This is a genomic window from Candidatus Vondammii sp. HM_W22, assembly GCF_022530855.2.
Lineage (GTDB): Bacteria > Pseudomonadota > Gammaproteobacteria > Chromatiales > Chromatiaceae > Vondammii.
This window is the reverse complement of sequence record NZ_CP099567.1, coordinates 749,757-770,684: the sequence shown is the minus strand read 5'-3', so window position 1 is coordinate 770,684 and position 20,928 is coordinate 749,757. Positions and strand designations below refer to the sequence as shown.

23 protein-coding genes are annotated in these 20,928 nt (G+C 52.2%); 5 read left to right on the top strand and 18 right to left on the bottom strand.

The genetic code is table 11. The annotated features are described in order from the left end of the window. Positions 1 to 11 precede the first annotated feature (11 nt). The 15 genes from fdx to MN084_RS04320 form a co-directional block, all read right to left on the bottom strand. Positions 12 to 350 carry an ISC system 2Fe-2S type ferredoxin gene (gene fdx / locus MN084_RS04390; protein WP_241087054.1) on the bottom strand — a complete coding sequence of 113 codons (339 nt, stop codon included), beginning with the start codon at positions 348 to 350 and terminating at the stop codon, positions 12 to 14. A 382-nt stretch (positions 351 to 732) separates the two neighbouring features. Beyond that, complete coding sequence (gene hscA / locus MN084_RS04385; protein ID WP_241087055.1) at positions 733 to 2,640, bottom strand: Fe-S protein assembly chaperone HscA; 1,908 nt, start codon at positions 2,638 to 2,640, stop codon at positions 733 to 735. Positions 2,641 to 2,656: 16 nt separating this feature from the next. Beyond that, complete coding sequence (gene hscB, locus MN084_RS04380) at positions 2,657 to 3,202, bottom strand: co-chaperone HscB (protein WP_241087056.1); 546 nt, start codon at positions 3,200 to 3,202, stop codon at positions 2,657 to 2,659. A 131-nt stretch (positions 3,203 to 3,333) separates the two neighbouring features. Then, positions 3,334 to 3,657 carry an iron-sulfur cluster assembly protein IscA gene (iscA, locus tag MN084_RS04375; protein WP_241087057.1) on the bottom strand — a complete coding sequence of 108 codons (324 nt, stop codon included), beginning with the start codon at positions 3,655 to 3,657 and terminating at the stop codon, positions 3,334 to 3,336. Positions 3,658 to 3,729: 72 nt separating this feature from the next. Next, entirely contained in the window at positions 3,730 to 4,122 is a 393-nt protein-coding gene (gene iscU, locus MN084_RS04370; protein ID WP_241087058.1) for a Fe-S cluster assembly scaffold IscU, read from the bottom strand. A 109-nt stretch (positions 4,123 to 4,231) separates the two neighbouring features. Further along, positions 4,232 to 5,446: an IscS subfamily cysteine desulfurase gene (locus tag MN084_RS04365; protein WP_241087059.1), complete on the bottom strand. Its 1,215-nt coding sequence runs from the start codon at positions 5,444 to 5,446 to the stop codon at positions 4,232 to 4,234. 29 nt (positions 5,447 to 5,475) lie between these two features. Beyond that, complete coding sequence (gene iscR, locus MN084_RS04360; RefSeq protein ID WP_241087060.1) at positions 5,476 to 5,970, bottom strand: Fe-S cluster assembly transcriptional regulator IscR; 495 nt, start codon at positions 5,968 to 5,970, stop codon at positions 5,476 to 5,478. Between the two features lie 73 nt (positions 5,971 to 6,043). Further along, positions 6,044 to 6,859 carry a serine O-acetyltransferase gene (gene cysE / locus MN084_RS04355; protein ID WP_241087061.1) on the bottom strand — a complete coding sequence of 272 codons (816 nt, stop codon included), beginning with the start codon at positions 6,857 to 6,859 and terminating at the stop codon, positions 6,044 to 6,046. A gap of 293 nt (positions 6,860 to 7,152) precedes the next feature. After that, positions 7,153 to 7,317, bottom strand: coding sequence for a hypothetical protein (locus MN084_RS04350; RefSeq protein ID WP_241087062.1), 165 nt, complete (start codon positions 7,315 to 7,317; stop codon positions 7,153 to 7,155). 13 nt (positions 7,318 to 7,330) lie between these two features. Continuing rightward, positions 7,331 to 7,558 (bottom strand): hypothetical protein, encoded by a 228-nt coding sequence (locus MN084_RS04345; RefSeq protein WP_330178376.1) that lies wholly within the window; start codon positions 7,556 to 7,558, stop codon positions 7,331 to 7,333. A 228-nt stretch (positions 7,559 to 7,786) separates the two neighbouring features. Continuing rightward, positions 7,787 to 8,092, bottom strand: coding sequence for a hypothetical protein (locus tag MN084_RS04340; RefSeq protein ID WP_241087064.1), 306 nt, complete (start codon positions 8,090 to 8,092; stop codon positions 7,787 to 7,789). A gap of 247 nt (positions 8,093 to 8,339) precedes the next feature. After that, positions 8,340 to 10,088: an RHS repeat domain-containing protein gene (locus MN084_RS04335; protein ID WP_241087065.1), complete on the bottom strand. Its 1,749-nt coding sequence runs from the start codon at positions 10,086 to 10,088 to the stop codon at positions 8,340 to 8,342. Then, positions 10,036 to 10,608, bottom strand: coding sequence for a hypothetical protein (locus tag MN084_RS04330; protein WP_241087066.1), 573 nt, complete (start codon positions 10,606 to 10,608; stop codon positions 10,036 to 10,038). The genes MN084_RS04335 and MN084_RS04330 overlap by 53 nt, the downstream gene beginning before the upstream one ends. Next, positions 10,605 to 11,465: a hypothetical protein gene (locus MN084_RS04325; RefSeq protein WP_241087067.1), complete on the bottom strand. Its 861-nt coding sequence runs from the start codon at positions 11,463 to 11,465 to the stop codon at positions 10,605 to 10,607. The genes MN084_RS04330 and MN084_RS04325 overlap by 4 nt, the downstream gene beginning before the upstream one ends. Next, positions 11,395 to 13,290: a toxin TcdB middle/N-terminal domain-containing protein gene (locus tag MN084_RS04320; RefSeq protein WP_241087068.1), complete on the bottom strand. Its 1,896-nt coding sequence runs from the start codon at positions 13,288 to 13,290 to the stop codon at positions 11,395 to 11,397. The genes MN084_RS04325 and MN084_RS04320 overlap by 71 nt, the downstream gene beginning before the upstream one ends. Between MN084_RS04320 and MN084_RS04315 the strand changes: the two genes are divergently transcribed. Continuing rightward, complete coding sequence (locus MN084_RS04315; RefSeq protein WP_241087176.1) at positions 13,255 to 13,476, top strand: hypothetical protein; 222 nt, start codon at positions 13,255 to 13,257, stop codon at positions 13,474 to 13,476. The two genes, MN084_RS04320 and MN084_RS04315, sit on opposite strands and share 36 nt — an antisense overlap. 485 nt (positions 13,477 to 13,961) lie before the next feature. Here MN084_RS04315 and MN084_RS04310 read toward each other — a convergent pair whose 3' ends face one another. After that, the gene (locus tag MN084_RS04310; RefSeq protein ID WP_241087069.1) at positions 13,962 to 14,693 is read right to left on the bottom strand and encodes an RNA methyltransferase; all 732 of its coding nucleotides are present in this window, start codon (positions 14,691 to 14,693) and stop codon (positions 13,962 to 13,964) included. A gap of 120 nt (positions 14,694 to 14,813) precedes the next feature. Here MN084_RS04310 and suhB point away from each other — a divergent pair, with 120 nt between their 5' ends. After that, on the top strand, positions 14,814 to 15,611 hold the full coding sequence (gene suhB, locus MN084_RS04305; protein WP_241087070.1) for an inositol-1-monophosphatase: 798 nt from the start codon (positions 14,814 to 14,816) through the stop codon (positions 15,609 to 15,611). Between the two features lie 300 nt (positions 15,612 to 15,911). Here suhB and MN084_RS04300 read toward each other — a convergent pair whose 3' ends face one another. Further along, positions 15,912 to 16,277: a transposase gene (locus tag MN084_RS04300; RefSeq protein ID WP_241087071.1), complete on the bottom strand. Its 366-nt coding sequence runs from the start codon at positions 16,275 to 16,277 to the stop codon at positions 15,912 to 15,914. Between the two features lie 110 nt (positions 16,278 to 16,387). Then, on the bottom strand, positions 16,388 to 16,522 hold the full coding sequence (locus tag MN084_RS04295; RefSeq protein WP_241087072.1) for a transposase: 135 nt from the start codon (positions 16,520 to 16,522) through the stop codon (positions 16,388 to 16,390). Positions 16,523 to 16,736: 214 nt separating this feature from the next. Between MN084_RS04295 and MN084_RS04290 the strand changes: the two genes are divergently transcribed. The 3 genes from MN084_RS04290 (at position 16,737) to mutS (ending at position 20,688) form a co-directional block, all read left to right on the top strand. Then, positions 16,737 to 17,078: a transposase gene (locus tag MN084_RS04290; RefSeq protein ID WP_241087073.1), complete on the top strand. Its 342-nt coding sequence runs from the start codon at positions 16,737 to 16,739 to the stop codon at positions 17,076 to 17,078. A 155-nt stretch (positions 17,079 to 17,233) separates the two neighbouring features. Beyond that, positions 17,234 to 17,482 carry a transposase gene (locus tag MN084_RS04285; protein WP_241087074.1) on the top strand — a complete coding sequence of 83 codons (249 nt, stop codon included), beginning with the start codon at positions 17,234 to 17,236 and terminating at the stop codon, positions 17,480 to 17,482. Between the two features lie 620 nt (positions 17,483 to 18,102). Beyond that, positions 18,103 to 20,688 (top strand): DNA mismatch repair protein MutS, encoded by a 2,586-nt coding sequence (gene mutS, locus MN084_RS04280; protein ID WP_241087075.1) that lies wholly within the window; start codon positions 18,103 to 18,105, stop codon positions 20,686 to 20,688. Positions 20,689 to 20,928: the final 240 nt, after the last annotated feature.

Here is a 20,928-nt window from a genome sequence, read left to right as displayed (position 1 = left end):
TCCTCCTTCCGTCAGTGAGTTTCAGAAACCATGTTGATGGTGTATTTGGGAAGTTCGATCACCAGATCCTGATCCCTCACCACGGCCTGACAGCTCAGGCGGGATTCCGGTTCAAGCCCCCAGGCTTTGTCCAGCATATCCTCTTCTGTCTCTTCCGCCTCATCCAGAGAGTCAAAACCCTCACGAATGACTACATGGCAGGTAGTACAGGCACAGGATTTCTCGCAAGCGTGCTCAACCTCGATTCCATGCTTGAGCGCTGCATCACAGATGGTCACACCCGGCTCCACCTCAATCACCGCCCCCTCCGGGCAGATCTCTTCGTGGGGTAGAAATATCAGTTGCGTCATATCGTTAACCTGAACAAAAGTTACTCTTAAAGGTGGCCATTCAGACATACCCAAAGGAATTCTGTAAATATTCAAAGTGTGTCTTCGATCTCGTAATGCGTTTTGGGACGCCCCAGCCCCATCTTCGACAGCCTGTTATTGCCTCGGCTGCCCTGCGTACGCACCGCTTCGCACACCATTGTTTCACTCGGCGCAGGCTACGCGGCACTCCCATAAATGGCTGGACGCCGTGTTCGGAACTACTTTGCTTCCTCCTTGCACTATCGCACGTTGGGTAAGCAGTGCGGCCGACTACCGGCCTTCGCTTCGCTCTCCATAGCCGACAGCGACTGTGTATAAGAACGCAGAGTTTTTGTTGTTACTGCCGACGGTAGCAGAATGCCTACGGTTTTCTGCACTCTCTGCGTTTCTTTTTTAAACCCCCAAACTCGTCCACTGTATGGCCGGACATCGCGGTTTTCACACTGGCATTCATCCGGCGTTCAACATAGAAATCGCACTGCGTCTCCAATGCTTTGACTGCGGCCTTTATCACCTTGTGGCCACTGCTTTTTGAGGCCTCAATCAAGCTGGCAAGGGCCGCGTCGATCTGCGTCCTCTCTTCGGCCGACAGCAGGGTATCCCCATCATCTCTCAATGCCGCAGTTAATGCCTCTATAACCCGCTCAGCCGCAACTTGTTCTTCGCGCAAACGCCGTGTTTCCATATCACCCTTGGCATGATCGATGGAGTCACTCAGCATAGCCTCGATCTCGCTGTCCGTAAGGCCATAGGCCGGTTTCACTTCGACGCTCGCCTTGATGCCACTGCTCTGCTCTTCAGCATCAACATTCAGCAGGCCATCGGCATCTACCGAAAAGGTCACGCGGATACGGGCAGCGCCCGCCACCATAGGGGGAATCCCCCGAAGCTCGAAGCGCGCCAGAGAGCGGCAGTCACTGACCAGCTCACGCTCACCCTGGAGCACGTGAACAGCCATCGCAGCCTGACCGTCTTTGAATGTGGTGAACTCCTGGGCCCGGGCCACAGGAATCGTGGTGTTGCGCGGAATCACCTTCTCAACCAATCCACCCATGGTCTCAAGCCCCAGGGAAAGGGGATTGACATCCAACAGCAACATCTTATCATTCGGCTTGTTACCCGCCAGAATATCGGCCTGAACAGCTGCACCTATGGCAACCACCCGGTCGGGATCAATGCTGACCATCGGCTCTGTCTTGAAAAACTCACCCACCAGCTCACGCACTCGGGGCACCCGGGTTGAACCACCCACCATGACGACATCTTCAATCTCTTCGGTAGTGATCCCCGCATCCCGCAAAGCCCGGCGACAAGGTGCCAGGGTTTTTCGAATCAGTGGATCAACCAGCTGATCGAATTTACTCCGGGACAACCAGCCCCGCCAACGAGAACCGTCTTCCAGCTGAATACCCAGCCCGGCCTCATTGGACAACGTCAAAATCTCTTTAGCGGCACAGGCACTCTCCATCAGATGCCGCAGAGTGGCATGATCGGTATCACCCTGAATACCGGCCTGCTGCATGATCCACTCGGCTATCAGTCGATCGAAATCATCGCCACCCAGTGCTGAATCGCCACCGGTGGAAAGTACTTCAAAGACCCCTCTATTGAGTCGCAGAATGGAGATATCAAAAGTACCACCACCTAGGTCGTAGATGGCATGGATCCCATCAGAGCCGGTGTCAAGACCATAAGCGACGGCGGCAGCCGTAGGTTCATTGAGCAGACGCAGCACTTTCAGCCCGGCAACTTTGGCCGCATCTTTTGTCGCCTGCCGCTGAGCATCATCGAAATGGGCCGGTACGGTGATTACCGCGCCGGTCAGGTCACCGCCAAGGGTATCTTCTGCCCGCGCCACCAAGTTCTTGAGTATTTCAGCCGAGACCTCTATCGGACTGACGTCACCCACCACCATATGGATACGGGGCACGGCGCTCCCTTGCTGCCGAAACTCGTAGGGTAGCCGACCGCCCAGGGATTTTATCTCACCCAGCCCACGACCAATCAGACGCTTTACTGAAACAATGGTATTGAGCGGATCGGCAGAAGCCTTTAATTTGGCCTCATCCCCCACTATCACACCATCTAAAGTGTAACGAACCACCGAGGGAAGCAAATGCCTGCCCTCCTCATCCGGTAGTGTCTCCGCCTGTCTACCGCGAACAGCGGCCACCAGTGAATTTGTGGTACCCAAATCGATTCCCGCCACTAGGCGATGCTGATGCGGAGCCTCGGATTGACCCGGTTCTGCGAGCTGTAACAGTGCCATATGCGCGAATAGCTCCTTACAGGGCCTCGTCCAACTCGGTTTCGAGGGATTCGGCATCAAATCGGAGTTTCTGGAGAAACTGCATCTTGCGCAGGATCTCTCTCGCCTCTTCCAACTCGTCGGGGGTGGCAGCTTCAAACTGGACAGCCATCTGGCCAACCAGGGTATTAATTCGCTTGCTGATACCATCCATCAGATTGGAGATAGCCTGATAGGGATCCGGACTGTTGCGGGTCTCTTCCAACTGCTCCCGGAGTTCCAGTTGCTCCATTAAAAAAGCGGTATCCCGGGTAGCCTCCTGCCGGGCATCCATATCGATACCATGAAGGATCAGCATGTAATGGGCACGTCGGATGGGATTTTTCAGCGATTCATAGGCTTCATTGATCAATATGGATCCCTGCATGGAGAGACGCCGCTCCTGCTCGGAAGCGCTCGCATAACGATCAGGATGAACCACTCGCTGCAGTTCACGATACCGTTCTGCTAATTGTTGAGTGTCCAGGACATAACCTACAGGCAATCCGAACAACTCAAAGTAGTTCTTCGAAAAATCCAACATTTGCTACTTCTTAGATTAATAAACATAGTAGAACGATAGAGCAAGTTCTAAAAAGTCCATGCGACGGGGGATATGGAGAATCCACTCGCAAACATTTGCACGGCATTACGGGAGCTTATAACAAAAAGCGGTCAGACAGTGAAGCTCTCACCACAGCCGCAAGCGTCCTTGACATTGGGATTATTGAATTTAAAGCCCTCATTCAACCCCTCTTTGGTATAATCCAGCTCAGTGCCCTCAAGGTAGAGCAGGCTTTTTGGGTCTACCAGCACTTTGACACCATACTCTTCGAAAATCATATCATCTTTCTCGGCTTCATCGGCAAACTCCAGCACATAAGCCATGCCGGAGCACCCGGAGGTCCGCACACCCAAGCGAACGCCTACGCCTTTTCTGCGGCTCGCCAAAAAACTCTGCACATGATTGGCGGCAGCTTCTGTAATTGTAATCGCCATACTAACTTCATCTCCCGGTTCCGGTACGAACAGTAATATACATCACCGGCCAAAACTGAAATCGATACAAATTCAGGACGTTTGCTGATCCTGCTTGGAGTGGTAATCATCCACTGCGGCCTTGATGGCATCTTCGGCCAGTACTGAACAGTGAACTTTCACCGGTGGCAACGCCAACTCTTCAACAATATCTGTGTTTTTGATCTCCTGAGCCTCTTCCAGCGTTTTGCCCTTTACCCATTCAGTCAGCAGACTGCTGGAGGCAATGGCCGAACCGCAGCCATAAGTCTTAAATTTGGCATCTTCGATAACGCCTTCGTCGTTGACCTGAATCTGCAGCCGCATTACGTCGCCGCAGGCAGGAGCACCCACCATACCGGTACCCACAGTAGAATCGCTATTATCCATGGACCCGACATTCCGCGGATTTTCGTAATGGTCCAAAACCTTATCACTATATGCCATTGTCCCAATCTCCTGGTTCTGCGTAGGATCCCAAGAATCATGCAGTACCGGTTAACATCAAACTAAATCAAATAGAGGCTAGGCTCAACATTGATGCCTGAACCTGGATCTAATGCGCTGCCCACTGCACCGATTTGAGATCAATACCGTCCTGGAACATATCCCACAGAGGGGAGAGTTCACGCAGGCGGGTAACCTGCTCGCGGACCAGCTTAACCACATAGTCGACCTCTTCTTCGGTGGTAAAGCGGCCAATGGAAAAGCGGATAGAGCTGTGAGCCAGCTCATCTTCACGCCCCAAAGCCCGCAGCACGTAGCTGGGCTCCAGGCTGGAGGAGGTACAAGCCGATCCAGATGAAACAGCGATATCTTTCAGTGCCATAATTAGCGACTCACCTTCAACGTAGGCAAAACTAATATTCATGTTACCTGACACTCGCTGGTCGAGATCACCGTTGAGATAGACCTCATCCATATCTTTCAAGCCATCCCAGAGGCGGTTACGCAGAGTAACCAGACGCTCATTATCCTGAGCCATCTCCTCTTTGGCTATGCGAAACGCTTCACCCATGCCAACAATCTGATGAGTGGCAAGCGTACCCGAGCGCATACCGCGCTCATGGCCACCACCGTGCATCTGGGCCTCGATACGGACTCGGGGTTTACGCCGCACGTAAAGCGCCCCTATACCCTTGGGGCCGTAAATTTTATGTGCCGAGAGAGAAAGCAGGTCGACCTTCATCTCATCCATATCGAGTGGCACTTTACCCGCGCTCTGCGCCGCATCTACATGGAACAATATTTTCCGGGAACGGGTCATCTCACCGATAGCCGTTATATCCTGGATCACCCCGATCTCATTGTTGACATGCATGATCGAGACCAGAATCGTATCCTCACGCATTGCCGCTTCAAGCTTGCCCAAATCGATCAGACCACTCGGTTCAGGATCGAGATAGGTGACTTCAAATCCTTCGCGCTCCAGCTGGCGGCAGGTATCCAACACGGCTTTGTGTTCAGTCTTGCTGGTGATAATGTGCTTACCTTTTTTCTGATAGAAATGGGCAACACCCTTAGTCGCAAGATTGTCCGATTCGGTAGCGCCGGAAGTCCAGACGATCTCTTTTGGATCGGCATTCAGCAGTGCCGCCACGTCGTGACGCGCCTGTTCCACGGTATCATCGGCAGCCCAGCCAAAGGCATGAGAACGAGAGGCAGGGTTGCCAAATATTCCATCAGGCATCAGATACTGGCACATCGTCTCTGCAACCCTAGGATCGGTCGGCGTGGTTGCCGAGTAGTCCATGTAGATTGGTAACTTCATCTCATTACTCCGAAAAATACTTATTCTGTTTACCGGGCACCAGCCTGTGAATCAGCTGCCGAGGAACCCCAATTAACCTCTGCCAGTTTTACCTCGTCCTGGCGCTGTGCTACCTGACGCACGCCTCTTCGCTCCATCAGATCGCCCAGACTGATCTGGTTCAGATAGTCATATATCTGATCGCTGAGATCATGCCAGAGGTCATGGGTCAAACAACGCTCATTGTCCTGACAATTGTGTTCACCACCACACCGGGTGGTATCGACCTTTTCGTCCACGGCGGTAATCACCTCGGCAATAAAAATCTCCTCTGCATCCCGCCCCAGCACATAACCACCGCCGGGACCCCGGACACTGCTGACCAACGTGCGCCTCCTTAACCGGGCAAACAGCTGCTCCAGGTAAGAAAGAGAGATTCCCTGTCTTTCGGCGATGTCAGCAAGAGTTATTGGACCCTGCCCGTGATGAAAAGAGAGATCCAGCATCGCAGTGACCGCGTAGCGGCCTTTAGTCGTCAATCTCAAAACAGGTGCTCCTGAAATATCTGTAAGAACTAATATACAAGACTTACTAAAATAGTCAAGTATTTAGAGCACCTTACTGGCTGGGGTGTGTTTTCTCAGACTCATCATCATTATCTGATTGAAATTTAATGAGTTCTTCTGCAGTTGATGCGATTTCGCAAGCATCCATTTTGGGCAGATCAAGATCTGGCTGCTCTTCACTGACACGCTTGAGAGCCTCGCATATTGCCTGCATCCGCTGGTCCATTGCATGGATATGATCCAGCATACAGTTGATTGCATGGGCCACAGGATCCGGCGCATCACTGGTAGCGCCATAGGCGTCAAAACCCATCTTTTCTGCCATTTTTGTACGGCGAGAATCATCACCCGTCTTCGCGGTTTCGATCAGTCGCCCCGGCACACCCACCACGGTCGTCCCGGCGGGAACCGCCTTTACCACAACCGAATTCGAACCAATTCGTGCGCCATTGCCTATCTCTATCGGCCCAAGCACCTTTGCACCGGCACCCACCACTACATTGTTGCCAAGCGTCGGGTGGCGCTTGCCCTTTTTCCAACTGGTTCCACCCAATGTAACACCGTGGTAGAGAGTACAATCATTACCAATAACCGCCGTCTCACCGATAACCACGCCCATGCCATGATCGATAAAAAACCGCCGCCCGATAATTGCCCCGGGATGAATCTCAATACCGGTAATCCAGCGCCCAAAATTGGAGACAACCCGGGCAAACCAACGCAGCCCAACCCCCCAGAGCCAATGACTTAAACGGTAGAACAGCACCGCATGAAGCCCCGGATAGGTGGTTAAAATCTCAAAGGTGTTACGTGCCGCAGGATCGCGGTCAAACACGCTGTTTATATCTTCTTTCAGGCGCGAGAACATCGGAATATCCAACCAGTTTTGGTCCCGCTCCAACCGAACGCGGGAAAGACCTACTATTCTACTAGATTATTCAACACTCTGGCCAGCAGACTCTTTTTCCCACCGGGAACCTATCGGGCTTAGGTGATCATAGCGAGGGGTACAGGCGCCATTTTTGGCAGTGCTTGTGAGAAAGTTAACTGGTTATCCGGTGTGATATCTCGTCATTTGGGTGGGTGAAGGAGGTCAATTTTGCTGATTAAAAGTGTTCATTAAACTGGGGGTGGTTCAGTGCGTCCCCTATTGTTTTAATTTCATAGCTGTTCTTTTCTTGTTTTTTCTATACCAGCAATAAGCTCAGCAATGGTCTTCGGTTCATTTTCAAAGGATGCAATACCAAAGCCTTTCTCAATACAGTCATTTAGTTTATCTGTCCCTGCATCAAGCACCCAACGATCAAGACCGTAAAATGTTTTCAACTTATCAGAAGGTCTAAGTCTTTTGGGGTCTATACCGTAATGCCTGGCCAATTAAGTTCAACACCTGCTCAAAAATTTCGTAGCTCACATCAATGTGAGAGGCTTCCTGCTGATACATTTTTACAAGACTAATTAGCTCATGCTTATTCAGAACACTACGTTTGTTTACCCAGCGTACAAACACAACAACCATCACAGCTACGCCTACAAATGTAGCAGCAAACCAGTTTGATACTTGCATCACTGCGCCCCCTTGCACTTGCACTTGCACTTGCACTTGCACTTGCACTTGCACTTGCACTTGCACTTGCACTTGCACTTGCAAATTAGACGGAAGCCCAAAGAACTAAAGGGGACGCACCACGTTTATTTAAACATCCCCATCTTTCCGCGGCCTCCCCGGCTTACCCGGCACCACTCTCCTTGCCAGTGGAAATCGTGGTGCGTCCCCTATTGTTTCCCTTTGATACTATTGATATTTTAACTCTGATGCCAAAGCAATTAAATACTCAGTATTGATTCTCTTTTCCCGTGAGCCTTCTACATCAATATAAATATTATCCAAAATCACTTCTTGTAATTCCTTTAAATCCCTTCTTTTAAGTTCCGTGTTATGTAGAAATTCATCCAGCGCACAGCCGGCAAAATACTCGTTTCCATCAGGCGAAATCGAGGTGTCAGCTTCTATCATCCATGCTACTTCTTCCAAGGAAAGATCTTCGAACGCTTTCCCTGGAATCTTTATCACATCATGCAAGCGAAACAAAAATTTCATAGCAACCCCCTATTGCCCTGGTGGCCTCAATCTCACAAAATCAATGTGCTTACTCCTGACCCCCATCCTTAAAGTGGGACCATTGTTACGACTCCATCCAAATCTAAACTGACCACTACGAAGACCCTCTATAGTTCTCCCTCCATAGGAAGGATGGCCAATAATTTGCTCTCCAGGACTTAAAGCTACTGCGCCTCTTGCTGCAGCAATACCACCAGCAGTGGCAAAGTATGCATATCCTGCGTATTCACCCGCCCTGATAGGCACCAGAATCAAAATTAACTGCACCGTTTACATCTAACTGACCGCGTACCCAATTCGTTGCCCTAAATGAGATCGTATCCCCAAAACTAGCTACAGCATCAACTACAGATTGTGGCACTTCCCAGAGCGCATAAGTTCTTGGACTAGTCGCCATGATGTAGTTCATCTCAGCATCGGAGACCATTCCATAGTTGTCATCATTGGCAGCAGGCATATTACTGAAAAGGTGAGCGAAGGCCCCGGTCACTGCCCCATTTGCAAATTTCCCTCCACCAAGTTCAGCCGCAGTTCCTCCAATAACAGCCGCAGCTATTACACGCGAAGGCATTGAATCAGAGAATCCTTTGGAAATATTACCTGAAAATGCCTGAGCAAAACCCGCACTTAGAAATCCATGCTTAAACTTCCCGCCTGAAGCTGCAGAACTTAGCCCACCAACAACACCATGAGCAACCACTTTCGTAAAACCAGGTCCCAAACTGCTGTGCAGTGTGCTATAGGACTGAGCTGATACATAGGAGATTGCCGCCGCTTTGAAGATATCAGTAACTGAACCGCCATTGGACTCGGTAATCAACGCCGCCACCCCTGCTGCGCAGGGTCCACAAAAATAAGCCGCAACCATTTGTACAATTACTCCGACCCAAGGGTACTTTTTTATAAGGTCTAAAACTGTTTTTGACCCTGATACAAAGAGGATATTTTTGTGTATCATCTTAAACAACTTCTTAAAGAAATACCCACTCGGATCGGTAAAACTCAACGGATTGTTATTCACGTAGGTATAACGATTCAGCGACTGTGGATTAGCCAGACTCTGCACATGGGGATCGGCACTCAGGAACCTGCCAAGTCGGGCATCATACATCCGCCCATTCATATGGATCAGCCCCACGCCATCGAACTGCTCATGCCCGGTATAGCCCCGGCTGAACAGGGAGAAGAGTTGACTGAGCGGGTCCTGCCAGTTGGTCTGGCGGCGCGAACCGAAGGCATCGAAACTGTTGCGTTCCACCACCTGGGCGTTTTCATTGGTGATCACGTTGGTACTGCCCAGGTGATCCTGGTGCAGGTAGCGGGTGTCGTTGACGTTGTTACTGCGCTCGGTATAGAGCACTGTGGCACCAGCCACCTGAATGTAGTGCTTGTGCTCGACGATACCCTGGTCCAGGGTGACCCGCTCGTAGCTTTTACCCAGATAAACTGTGGTGGTCGTTTCTGTGTAGTTCTTGATCACGTCACTGCGGATGCGGTTGTGATCGGCATCGTATTCGAAGCTGACCGAGTCATTCCCGCGGATGATACTCAGGGGTTTGTTGAAGCTGGCCCAGGTGATGGTGCGGCCCGCCCCGCCGGACATGTTGCCGTTGGCATCGTAGGTGTAAGTGTCGGACCCCGCCTGGGTGACCGCATGTACCCCGGCGCCGTTCTGGATGCCGGTACCGTAGAGGTAGTCACCCACATCGGACTTGTTGGTGATGTTGCCTACGTTGTCGTAGGTGTAGCTCTTGGTGACGGCAGGTAGCCCGGTAGGCCCACTGGCGGCCACGGTCGCCGAGGTGAGGCGGTTGAGGCCGTCGTAAATAAAGCTCTCGGACAGGGACTGGTTGGCATCCTCCCGGCTGATCAGGTTGCCGATATTGTCAAAGTCGTAGATAAGGGACTGCACACTGCCGACATTACCGGTGAGTGTGCCTTTGAGATAACCTTGGGCAGCATCGCACGGTCTCAAGGCCGTTACCAAGGGTTGAGAGCAGTGCGTGGCCTTGGGCATCCACGCTGTCGGCATGCCAGTAGACGGTGCTGCCATCGGTATTGCCGACCACTGCGAGAAAGCCCTGTGCATTGTACTGGTTAGCGATGACAAAACCGGTCGGGCTGGTTTTACTGTCCACCCGCCCATAGGCGTCGTAGCTGATGCTCTGGATAAAACTCTCGCCGTTGATGGTGGTTGTCGTGGCATTTGCCCTGCCGTACTGGTCATAGCTGTAGCTCTGCTGATAACCGTTGGGGCCGTTGACCTGTGCCAGTTTGCCAATGCCGTTGGTCGCTGTGTCGTAGGTCCAGGTGGTCTCACCCTCGGGCTCCACACGACTGATCATCCGTCCCAGGGTGTCGTACTCCATGGTGACGGTCTGGCTCTTGGCGTCGGTCTGGCTGATCAGCTCACCGATCACGTTGTACCGGTAGCTCCAGATGCCCATATCGGCATCGACCATGCCGGTCTTGCAGCCACGGGCGTCATAGGTCATCTCGGAGAGCACCCGGATGCCGTCACTGTTGTGCAGTAGATTGCCGATGGCATCATAGACGTAGCCGGCTCTTCATCAATCACTTCAGAGAGCTTGCCCTGCAGATTCTTGAACCGGGTGGTTTCGTGGTTGTTGACGTTGATCTCGGTGACCGCCAGCCCCAGGTGGATGCGCATCACATTGTTGTTACCGTTGAGTGCGCCTGGATCACTCTCGGTGGGGGAGGCTTCCAGAACCACGCGGCCCAGGGTGTCGTATTCGTAACGGGTCCAGTAGATGGTGTCGTCTGTGAAGTAAGGCCTGGAGACTCGGGCAATCTGGCCCAGGCTGTTATATTCGGTGTCGGTAAACACAGCACTGCCGTCAAAACCAACACGCTCTTTACGGGTCACGCGGCCCAGTTTGTCTGCATATCCGCTCGCTGGCGGACTACCGGAGGCTTCGGTGGTGGTGAACAGAACAGTGCCTGTGGGTGCATTGACCGGACAGCCGGTGCCGTCTTCAGCACAGATACCCCGGGTGATGGTGGTCCAGGTATCGTCTGCCCGATCTTCACGGGTCTTGCGCCCGGAACTGTCGTAACTCCAACTGGTGGTCAGCCCATTGGGGCCGGTCAGCGTAAGCATCACGCCATGAATCGGGTCGTAGGTGCGGCTTTCGGAGTGGCCCAGGGCGTTGGTGACGGTGACCGGAAAACGGCCATCGGCGCTGTAGGTTGTGGCACTGGTCCGGGGGGTGATACCCTGCCCCGAGGTAGTGGCGGTGAGTTTGTTGCCAAAGCTGTCGTTAAGTGTAGCTGGTTTCGAGTCGCAGGACAGCGCTGTCGGGTTCGATGATCTCTTTGCTTGACAGACCATCGGTATTATATTCAAAGGCGGAGGTGCGGGTAAGAGTGCCTTGGGCGTTGGTGTGGTTAACGGTGGCGCGGGTGAGGCGTCCCAGGTGCCATTCGTCGGTGTTATTGGTGTAGTCGCTCAATGTCTCATCGACTACCTGCTCGAGACCGTCGGTGGTGGTGACAATGATGCGCAGCGCATTGCCGTAGGCATCGTACGTATTCTGGGTCGTCGTGGTGCTGATGTAGGTGCCGTCCAGCTCGTAACTCTCATCAACACTGGTTGCGGCATAGGGGAAGTGAACCTTGCCGTCAAACGAGGTGATCTCGGCAAAGGTGACGTCTGTCTCACCAAGCAGAGTGCCGTCGGCAAGACGCTGCTCGGTACGTGACACCCGGCCGGCATAGGGGAAGTCCTGACGGTAGTCAGTCTTTGTGACAATACCGGTCTGTTCGTTCGTGGTTTGCATCCAGGCGAAACCGAGGAAGCCGCGGCCATGCAGGTGTACCTTACCACCGCCATATTTGTAGGCGGCGCGTCTGGTGCCGCCAAGACCATCTTCCACATCGACTGCAGTCACCACATAAGTCGGGGAACGTAAGTGTCTGACCGGATAGACCGGACTGCCTGTCAGAGTGTGGATGCCGGTATCTGTGAGCCTGGAATAGACCAGTTTGGTCTGATTGCCCAAGCCGTCGGTAATGCCAAGGAGGCGGTCGGGGTCACCGGGGTTGGCCAGCTCGACTTTGACTTCCCACCTCGCAGCAATAATTCGATCAGCTATTCCATCTCCATTAACATCACCCAGCCCAATTGCGCAATTTCTAGGGCAATCTCCAACAAGTTGCCGTGATCCAAAACTCTCTCCTGTAGAGAGATAAACACTTATCTCCCAGTCTTGGGACAGATTCTGCCGCTGCTTCTTCAATACAAGATCGCCAAATCCATCGCCATTGACATCCCTTTCCACAAAACTGTCTGAGTAAAAAGACCTTCTCCCCCAGCCATCTGGCTCCCCATAGGTTCCTGCTGTATAACCTGAACCTAACCAAGTCTGGCTGCCACCAAATAGATCCGGTTGCACACCTTCGTGCCAGGACAGTGTGGTACCTGGCAAACACTCGCCATTTTCATCACATTGCTCAACGCTCTGCAACAACGCCAATTTGCCGGTGCGCACCTGATAAACAAGACGATAATCCTGCACCAAGCCTTCTCCCGCGTAGGTCTTTATCTGGGTCAGTCGTTTGGTGGATTTAACTTTGGAACCGGCAATATAGACTTCCCCCAAGTCCGGCTTATCCACGTACTCAAAACGCACGGACGCTGAGGGGCTGGTGGCTGCATTCGTGTTACCCGAATAGTCAATGCGCGTGGGGTAATACTCGGTATTGGCATTGTTCTCCTGGTATGTGACGGCCAGATAGTTGCCCGCCGCGTCTGTGACTTTGTTTTGTGCCCAGATTAATACTTCGGTCTTGCCCTGAGCTTCCACTTTGGCGTCTGCGGTAACGCCATATTCGATGGTCTGGCCAGATTTGACCTCGACAGTGAAAGAGGAAGGGCCATTACCCTGTCGGCCATGGGAGATGATGCGGGCAAAACTATTGTCTTCAGTTTGGTATTCAGTACCACTCTGACCATAGGCACCATTCGTAGCGATCAGACGCTGGTCACCCAGGCAGTATGGGTCATTGTCAGTAAATTCAATGCTGGAGAAGGCACCGTCTTTCTTAATAGTACGCCCACAACGTCTGATAGCGGACAGGCCATCCAGAGACCAGCCCACACCCAGCATACCTCCCCTGCTTTGACTACTGTAAGACAGGGAGAGATCTGGCTGCATACCAGCAACCCCTGGAGGGACTGCAATGGGTACTTGATATATGGCCGCACCCGAGGGACTTACAGAGAGTTCGCCTGGCGTAAAGCCCGGATTGGCGGCTTCCGCTATAAGCATTTGGGGCAAAAGCCCTGCCAGAAAGCAGCAGATGAGAAAGAGGCCTTTGCCAGAGAAGCCAAAACAGACTGATTTAACAGGCGTACGAGAAGCACCGAAACGCGGAGATTTCATCTATTTTCCCTTGATCCATTCGTTATTATTTTTCAGACTGATTGAGTCCATGCATCCTTTCAGCCCTACAAAATGCGGAGATTAGCATTGCACACCCAATATAAGGGGATCAAGTTAAAAATGTGTTAACCGCTACATTGGAGCATCGGCACCGAATGTGCTGATTGTGGAGGAGTTTTTTATGGGTGTAGGGGATTACCTGAAAGAGATTCACTCTTCCAATGTGTATACATGATAGCCCACTCCCAAACGACTGATCAGCTACTCTGTGCGGGCTCTTTGCTTAGCCTTTGTTTTTGCGGACATTGGTTGAAATTAGGCAGCAACAAGCTCAGAAACGAATACGCTGGGTTCAGGATGGGGCGCCGGATCATGGTAGTTCCGGCGTCTGGGATGACGACAGCCCTATAAGGATGCCACCAAATTAACCACATACTCCATCATCAATCGCTCCCACGCATCGACTTCCGGCCCTGGGCAGCACTCAGAATGCCACGCAGGATGTTCAGCTCTTCTAGATCGGGCCGGGTCCGGAAATATAGCCGCCGCAGTCTCCGGTGCAATTTCTCCGACTGACCTGAATGGCTGAAGCCAATATCACTCAGGGCCTGCTCAAGATGGGCAAAAAATCCCTGCATCATTTCAGCAGTCACCATCTCCGTTGCAGAAGACTCCTTATCTGCAGTGGATTCAAGGGATTGAAGATGAAGCTCATAGGTGAGCACCTGTACCGCCTGGGCGATGTTCAGGGAGCTATATTCCGGATTGGCCGGGATATGAACCAGATATTGACAGCGATCCAACTCACTGTTGCGAAGCCCGGAGCTCTCTCGGCCGAATAGCAGTGCCACCTCTCCTTCGGCAGCTTCCGTCCACAAGGTCTCGGCACAGGTCCGGGGGACCAACTGGGGCCATTCAACAGTTCGCAGACGGGCACTGGCGCCGACCACCATATGGCAATCCTTGATCGCCTCATCCAGCGTGTCAAAAACCTCTGCTCCGGCCAGCAGGTCATCCGCCCCGGATGCTCTGGCCGTGGCTTCAGCACTGGGAAAGGTTTTGGGTCTTACCAGACAGAGCTTCTCCAGGCGCATGTTTTTCATCGCCCTGGCCACGGCGCCAATATTGCCGGGAAGGGAGGTCTCGATCAGTACAATTCGAATATTCTTCAACATGGTCGGGAAGGTTACAGCAACAGAGGTCTGAGCTAAACCGGGGGATGCTGCTGTACGGCTGTTAAGAATTCCTAATTTTTTTCTTTATAGCGGTGGCAGCTTGCTGTATCTTTGCCGCCCATGCACCCGATGATGAATATCGCAGTACGCGCAGCACGTAACGCAAGCAATATCCTGCTCCGTTATTACGAGCGCACCAACGCCCTCTCTATTACAGCCAAAGGGATGAATGATTTCGTCTCGGAAGTAGACCGGTCTGCGGAGCAGGCGATCATCCATACACTGCGTGAGTCCTATCCCAACCACGCCATCATGGCAGAAGAGAGTGGCGCTCACGATGGAAGCGATTTCCAGTGGATTATCGATCCTCTGGATGGCACTACCAACTATCTCCACGGTTTCCCTCAATTTTCTGTCTCCATCGCCCTGAAACACAAAGGCGTATTGGAGCATGGCTTGGTCTACGACCCGCTACGGGACGAGATGTTTACCGCCAGCAGAGGCGATGGCGCTCTGGTGAATGACCGCCGCCTTCGTGTATCCAACCGAAAGGGGCTTGAAGGCGCGCTACTGGGAACCGGCTTTCCCTATCGCGATCAATCACATCTCGACACCTACCTCAGCATGATGAAAAGCCTGATCAAGGATACTGCCGGTATCCGGCGCCCAGGCTCTGCCGCCCTTGATTTAGCCTATGTTGCCGCTGGCCGTTTGGACGGTTTCTGGGAACTGGGTATGAAAGAGTGGGATTTCGCCGCAGGCGCCCTGCTGATAAAAGAGGCAGGTGGAACTGTCTCTGATATCACTGGTGGCGGCCGTTTTTTTGAGACGGGAAATATCATTGCCGGCGGATTGAAAGTCCATACCGCCATGGTTAAGATGATCCGGCCCCACCTCACTGACCATTTGCATGCCTGAGTCACACTTCGAATGTTCTGAGGAACGGCCTGTAAAATAGATTTCTAGCCAGGCTACCTTTTCAACCTTAAAATAACTCATCCATCGTCAATAGTTTAGGGATGGTCTGAAAATTGAAGTTTTTCACTTCACTTGCCATCCAATCTCAAATATTTGTAAAAATAACCTGCTTTATTCCCGGATTTCACCTCAATTTTGGCCATTCCGGGATTTTCAGGTGCAACTTGCCCAATGAAGCGCCTAATCAATACCGCTTAGCCAGTACCCGATTAATCAAAGCACACTTGGCAAAGGGAACCTCTAAAAACCCGACAAAGAGCCAATGGGTACCTTACCCTCCGGGCTCAGCCCAAGAAAACGACAAAAGCTATAGCAATCCCGAATTTGGAACTCTGTTTGATCATCGTTCAGATTGAACAAATTCTGTAGGAACAATACGTTGAATATCAGTACCTCATCGTAAAGTGGACGCCCACCTTTACTGGGATCACTGTTTTTATAAACTGAGCCCAACAATACCCGAAAAGCCTCCCAGTCTACGGTCCTTTCCAGCTTTGGCAGCGAGTCTCCCAGTTGCTCAAGGGGTTCAAGTCGGCCTTGATGATCAAGAAAAATCGGTTGCAGAGCTTTTATGGCTCTTTCCCTAACCGAGAGGGTAAGTATCACCCAACCACTTCCTCAGGATAAAGATTCAGCCCTCCAAGGTGGAGGTAGATTGCATTGGCAAACCGCCCCTTGTTGCGGAAACCTCTGCTATGCACCTTGATTATCTTGATTCAGCTGTTGAGACTTTCTGCCGGACCATTACTTACTTCCAGAACAATAGCGTTCAATATTCCCCACAGACGATCCTTGATTGTTCCCGCCACTTTCTTGATTGGCTCCAGGCCACTGCGCACTGCCCATGACAACCACCGCTCTCAGCCTTTCCTTGCCCATGTCTTGAGAGTGACATGGCAAACTCTTTGCCTACCGTCTCACCGGTGTACTTGGCGACGTGGAATTTATCAAAGGCAATCTTCTCTTCAGCCCTAGGCAGGCTTTCCAGTATGGCATTGATAAAGGCTTGGCCATATATCCATGAAGGCGCTCTCTGAGGTGCTGGTGATCGACTGATTGAAAGAGGTGTCCATCTCGGCAGTCTCCCGGTTGATGGGGCTGAATTGGAATGCCATTGATGGAATTATGCAGCGAGCGGTTAAGCGAGGACTGGCACGTAGAACAGAGATTAGCCCAACACGTATAGGTGTTGATGAGACGGTCTTCAAGAAACGTCATGATTATGTAACAGTCTTATCGGGCCAGGATGCAGGTGCAGTGCTATACGTGGGCAGTGACCGCAAGGCAACGCTCAAAGCATGGTACGAAAGTCTGGCAGAGGAGCAGCAAAAGGCGGTAGACAAGGTACGCGGCCAAGAGTGTTGGCTGAAGGCTATGAGGACCCCTAAAGACAGCCAGTATGACTAGCTCTACAACCTGGAGAATGTGACACGCAGACAGAAATTGCGGCTCAAGGCGCGCTACGTGACAGCACGCTGAAGACTGCCCGTGTGCCTGGGCGATCAAAGAGTCTCTGGCACTATGCCAGCAAGACATGAGCAAGGAAAGGCTGGGAACAGCAGTTGCCATGGGCAATGCGCAGTGGCCTGGAGCCAATCAAGAAAGTGGCGGGAACAATCAAGAATCACCTGTGGGGAATATTGAACGCTATTGTTTTGGAAGTAAATAATGGTCCGGCAGAAAGTCTCAACAGCCGAATCAAGATAATCAAGGTGCATAGCAGAGGTTTCCGCAGAAAAGAGCGGTTTGCCAATGCAATCTACTCCCACCTTGGAGGGCTGAATCTTTATCCTGAGGAAGTGGTTGGGTGATACTTACCCTCTCGGTTAGGGAAAGAGCCCTTACATTAATAAGAGATGCCCGAAGAGAATCGATTGGCGAAAGATCACTGATCTAATGCTTGCAACTGCGCTGGGAAAGCTCAACAATCGACCTCTGAAATGCCTTAATTATCAGACACCCAACGAAGTCTTTCTGAAAAAGTACAGGTGGTGCCTTGTTGTTCCATCTTCTCAGCGAATTGTAGAGCGTACCAACATCATCACCAATCTCAGTTTCATTGAATGGCCGAGTGTCTTTGGTGGCGAGAAAATGACGATTCCACTTACGAAGGAACGATAAGTGCCGCAAGGAGGGTACATGGCAGCAAGATAACTTCGACCTATCTATTGGGACAGAGAAACGGCAAGATACGTTCCTATGGGGGGTGCAGGATCTATTTAAGAGATCTACCGAGAGATCTGGTGTTAAAAATGCTCATCTGCATGACCTGATTGCAAAGAGCATTACCGATGCCAAAAAACAGGGATTAGATCCCCAATCGTTAGCCGATTATACCACCGAATCGCAGATCGTGAGATACATCAGAGACAAGGAAATAACCCGCTGTAAAGGGTCCGAATTTTAGACAGCAGTAACTGTAACTTACTGAATGAAAAAGAATAATAATCACACTCCAATGATACAGCAATACCTCCGCATCAAAGCAGAATACCCGGAGATGTTGGTGTTCTATCGGATGGGGGATTTCTACGAACTCTTCTTCAGCGATGCAGAAAAGGCCTCCCGACTCCTCAACATCACCCTGACCAAGCGGGGAAAATCGGATGGAAAGCCGATACCCATGGCCGGCATCCCTTACCACGCGGCTGAGAACTATCTGGCCAAACTGGTTAAACAAGGGGAATCGATCGCGATCTGTGAACAGATTGGCGATCCTGCCACCAGTAAGGGGCCTGTCGAGCGTAAAGTGATGCGGGTGGTCACACCCGGCACGGTAACCGACGAAGCACTGCTGGAGGAGCGTCAGGACAACTTGCTGGCCGCACTCTATGGGTCTGAAGCCCAGTTCGGGCTGGCCACACTGGATTTAACCAGTGGCCGTTTTATCATCCAACAATTAAACGCCGTTGAGGCGCTCTCAGGCGAGCTGGAGCGGCTGCGCCCTGCCGAGCTGCTGCTGGTAGAGGACTACACCCCCCCCGGTGAATTCCATCTGCCGGGAGGGATCACCCGCCGCCCGATCTGGCACTTTGACCTGGAGACGGCAGAACGACTGCTGACCCGGCAGTTCGGTACCCGTGATCTGGGTGGATTTGGCTGTACCGACCAGCCTCTGGCCATCGCCGCCGCTGGCTGCCTGATGCAGTATGTCAATGATACCCAGCAGAGCGCCCTGCCACACATCAGGGGACTCTCGGTAGAGAGACGGGAAGAGACCGTCATCATCGATGCTGCAACCCGTCGTAACCTGGAGCTGGACTACAGCCTCAGCGGTCAAAACCAGCACACCCTCGCCGGCATAATGGACCGGACAGTCACTCCCATGGGCAGCCGCATGCTGCGTCGCTGGATCAACCGTCCTCTTCGGGATATAGAAAAAGTTCGTGGCCGTCATGATGCCATTGGCCAGCTGCTGGAACAGCAGGCCCATCCTGACCTGAAAGAGGTACTCCAGGGTATTGGGGATATTGAACGCATTCTCGCGCGTATTGCCCTGAAATCGGCGCGTCCCAGAGATCTTGCAACACTCAGAGACTCCCTGTCCCGGCTGCCCGCACTTCAGGAACAGCTGACGGAACGGCATGCTCCGCTGCTGCAACAACTGGCTGCCGAAGCCAGCACTCATCCGGGAATAGTTGACCTGCTGCAACGGGCCATTATCGAAAATCCACCCATGCTGATACGCGATGGTGGTGTGCTGGCAAACGGCTACGATGCCCAACTGGATGAGCTGCGCAATCTATCCAAGAACGCCGACCAGTTTCTCCTCGACCTGGAAGCAAGGGAGAAAGAGCGTACCGGCATCTCCAACCTGAAGGTGAGCTATAACCGTGTTCACGGCTACTACATAGAGATCAGCCGCAGCCAATCCGACTCAGTGCCCGATGACTATGTCCGGCGTCAGACATTGAAGGGAGCCGAACGTTTTATTATTCCTGAGCTGAAAAAATTCGAAGACCAGGTACTCTCTGCCAGAGAACGCTCCCTGGCCCGGGAAAAATCACTCTACGACCAACTGCTGGACAAATTGCAGGAGAGCATCCCCTCCCTGCAGCAGTGCGCCACCGCCCTGGCATCTCTGGATGTTATCAGCAACTTTGCCGAGCGTGCAGAACGACTGGACCTAAGCCTGCCACAACTGGATGATCAGCCGGGCATCAGCATTGTCGATGGCCGCCACCCAGTGGTAGAACAGGTAAGCGACACACCCTTCGTCGCCAACAGCGTGGAGCTTGATGACAAACGCCGCATCCTGATCATCACCGGTCCCAACATGGGAGGAAAATCCACCTTCATGCGGCAAACCGCACTGATTGTACTGATGGCCTGTGCCGGCAGCTTCGTACCGGCAGCATCGGCCCGGATAGGCCCCATCGACCGCATCTTCTCCCGAATCGGCGCATCGGATGATCTGGCGGGTGGCCGCTCCACCTTTATGGTCGAGATGGAAGAGACCGCCAACATTCTGCACAACGCCACCAAAAATAGCTTGGTATTAATGGATGAAGTCGGCCGCGGCACCAGCACGTTCGACGGCCTCTCTCTGGCCTGGTCATGCGGTGTCGAACTGGCAACTGAGATCCGTGCATACACCCTCTTTGCCACCCACTATTTTGAGCTAACCACACTGCCTGAGGAGTACCCGGGCATTGCCAACGTCCATCTGGACGCCGTAGAGCATGGCGACTCCATCGTCTTTCTGCATGCCGTGAGAGAGGGACCGGCAAACCAGAGTTATGGCCTGCAGGTTGCAGCCTTGGCCGGAGTCCCGCGCACTATTATCGACCGAGCCCGTTTCAGACTGCGGGAGCTGGAACAATCAGCTACAAACCACAAGGGCCAGCAAGTGAGCCAGCTATCGCTGTTTGCATCTGCTCCTGAAACGAAAACAGCTGCACCACCGTCGCCTGTCGTTGAAGCGGTTGAAAAATTGAACCCGGATGAATTGACGCCACGAGAAGCGCTGGATGAGGTTTATAGGTTGAAGGCGTTGAGTGAGAAAGCAACTGATTAATAAACTATTTGGAAACACTTAGATAAAATGCCCTCCTCTATCTCACACTCTCCCGTAATCTGTACTCAACACCCGATTCAGTTGCTCACGTTCAGATCAGCCAACACAGTACCAATCAGCTGTAGTTGTCTGTTAGTGCTCTATTAGATATTTAATATCTGCACCTGATAATATTATCAACCCGGCTCGTTTGAGCTCTTTCAGTATTGAATTAGGGTTTATATTATCTTTCACGGTTCT

What these genes read in the sequence shown, in the direction of transcription:
- fdx (WP_241087054.1), bottom strand. Translation starts at nt 350, where the DNA reads ATGACGCAACTGATATTTCTACCCCACGAAGAGATCTGCCCGGAGGGG.
- hscA (WP_241087055.1), bottom strand. Translation starts at nt 2,640, where the DNA reads ATGGCACTGTTACAGCTCGCAGAACCGGGTCAATCCGAGGCTCCGCAT.
- hscB (WP_241087056.1), bottom strand. Translation starts at nt 3,202, where the DNA reads ATGTTGGATTTTTCGAAGAACTACTTTGAGTTGTTCGGATTGCCTGTA.
- iscA (WP_241087057.1), bottom strand. Translation starts at nt 3,657, where the DNA reads ATGGCGATTACAATTACAGAAGCTGCCGCCAATCATGTGCAGAGTTTT.
- iscU (WP_241087058.1), bottom strand. Translation starts at nt 4,122, where the DNA reads ATGGCATATAGTGATAAGGTTTTGGACCATTACGAAAATCCGCGGAAT.
- MN084_RS04365 (WP_241087059.1), bottom strand. Translation starts at nt 5,446, where the DNA reads ATGAAGTTACCAATCTACATGGACTACTCGGCAACCACGCCGACCGAT.
- cysE (WP_241087061.1), bottom strand. Translation starts at nt 6,859, where the DNA reads ATGTTCTCGCGCCTGAAAGAAGATATAAACAGCGTGTTTGACCGCGAT.
- MN084_RS04345 (WP_330178376.1), bottom strand. Translation starts at nt 7,558, where the DNA reads ATGCAAGTATCAAACTGGTTTGCTGCTACATTTGTAGGCGTAGCTGTG.
- MN084_RS04340 (WP_241087064.1), bottom strand. Translation starts at nt 8,092, where the DNA reads ATGAAATTTTTGTTTCGCTTGCATGATGTGATAAAGATTCCAGGGAAA.
- MN084_RS04330 (WP_241087066.1), bottom strand. Translation starts at nt 10,608, where the DNA reads ATGACCTATGACGCCCGTGGCTGCAAGACCGGCATGGTCGATGCCGAT.
- MN084_RS04325 (WP_241087067.1), bottom strand. Translation starts at nt 11,465, where the DNA reads ATGGTCTGTCAAGCAAAGAGATCATCGAACCCGACAGCGCTGTCCTGC.
- MN084_RS04320 (WP_241087068.1), bottom strand. Translation starts at nt 13,290, where the DNA reads ATGCAGCCAGATCTCTCCCTGTCTTACAGTAGTCAAAGCAGGGGAGGT.
- MN084_RS04310 (WP_241087069.1), bottom strand. Translation starts at nt 14,693, where the DNA reads ATGTTGAAGAATATTCGAATTGTACTGATCGAGACCTCCCTTCCCGGC.
- suhB (WP_241087070.1), top strand. Translation starts at nt 14,814, where the DNA reads ATGCACCCGATGATGAATATCGCAGTACGCGCAGCACGTAACGCAAGC.
- mutS (WP_241087075.1), top strand. Translation starts at nt 18,103, where the DNA reads ATGAAAAAGAATAATAATCACACTCCAATGATACAGCAATACCTCCGC.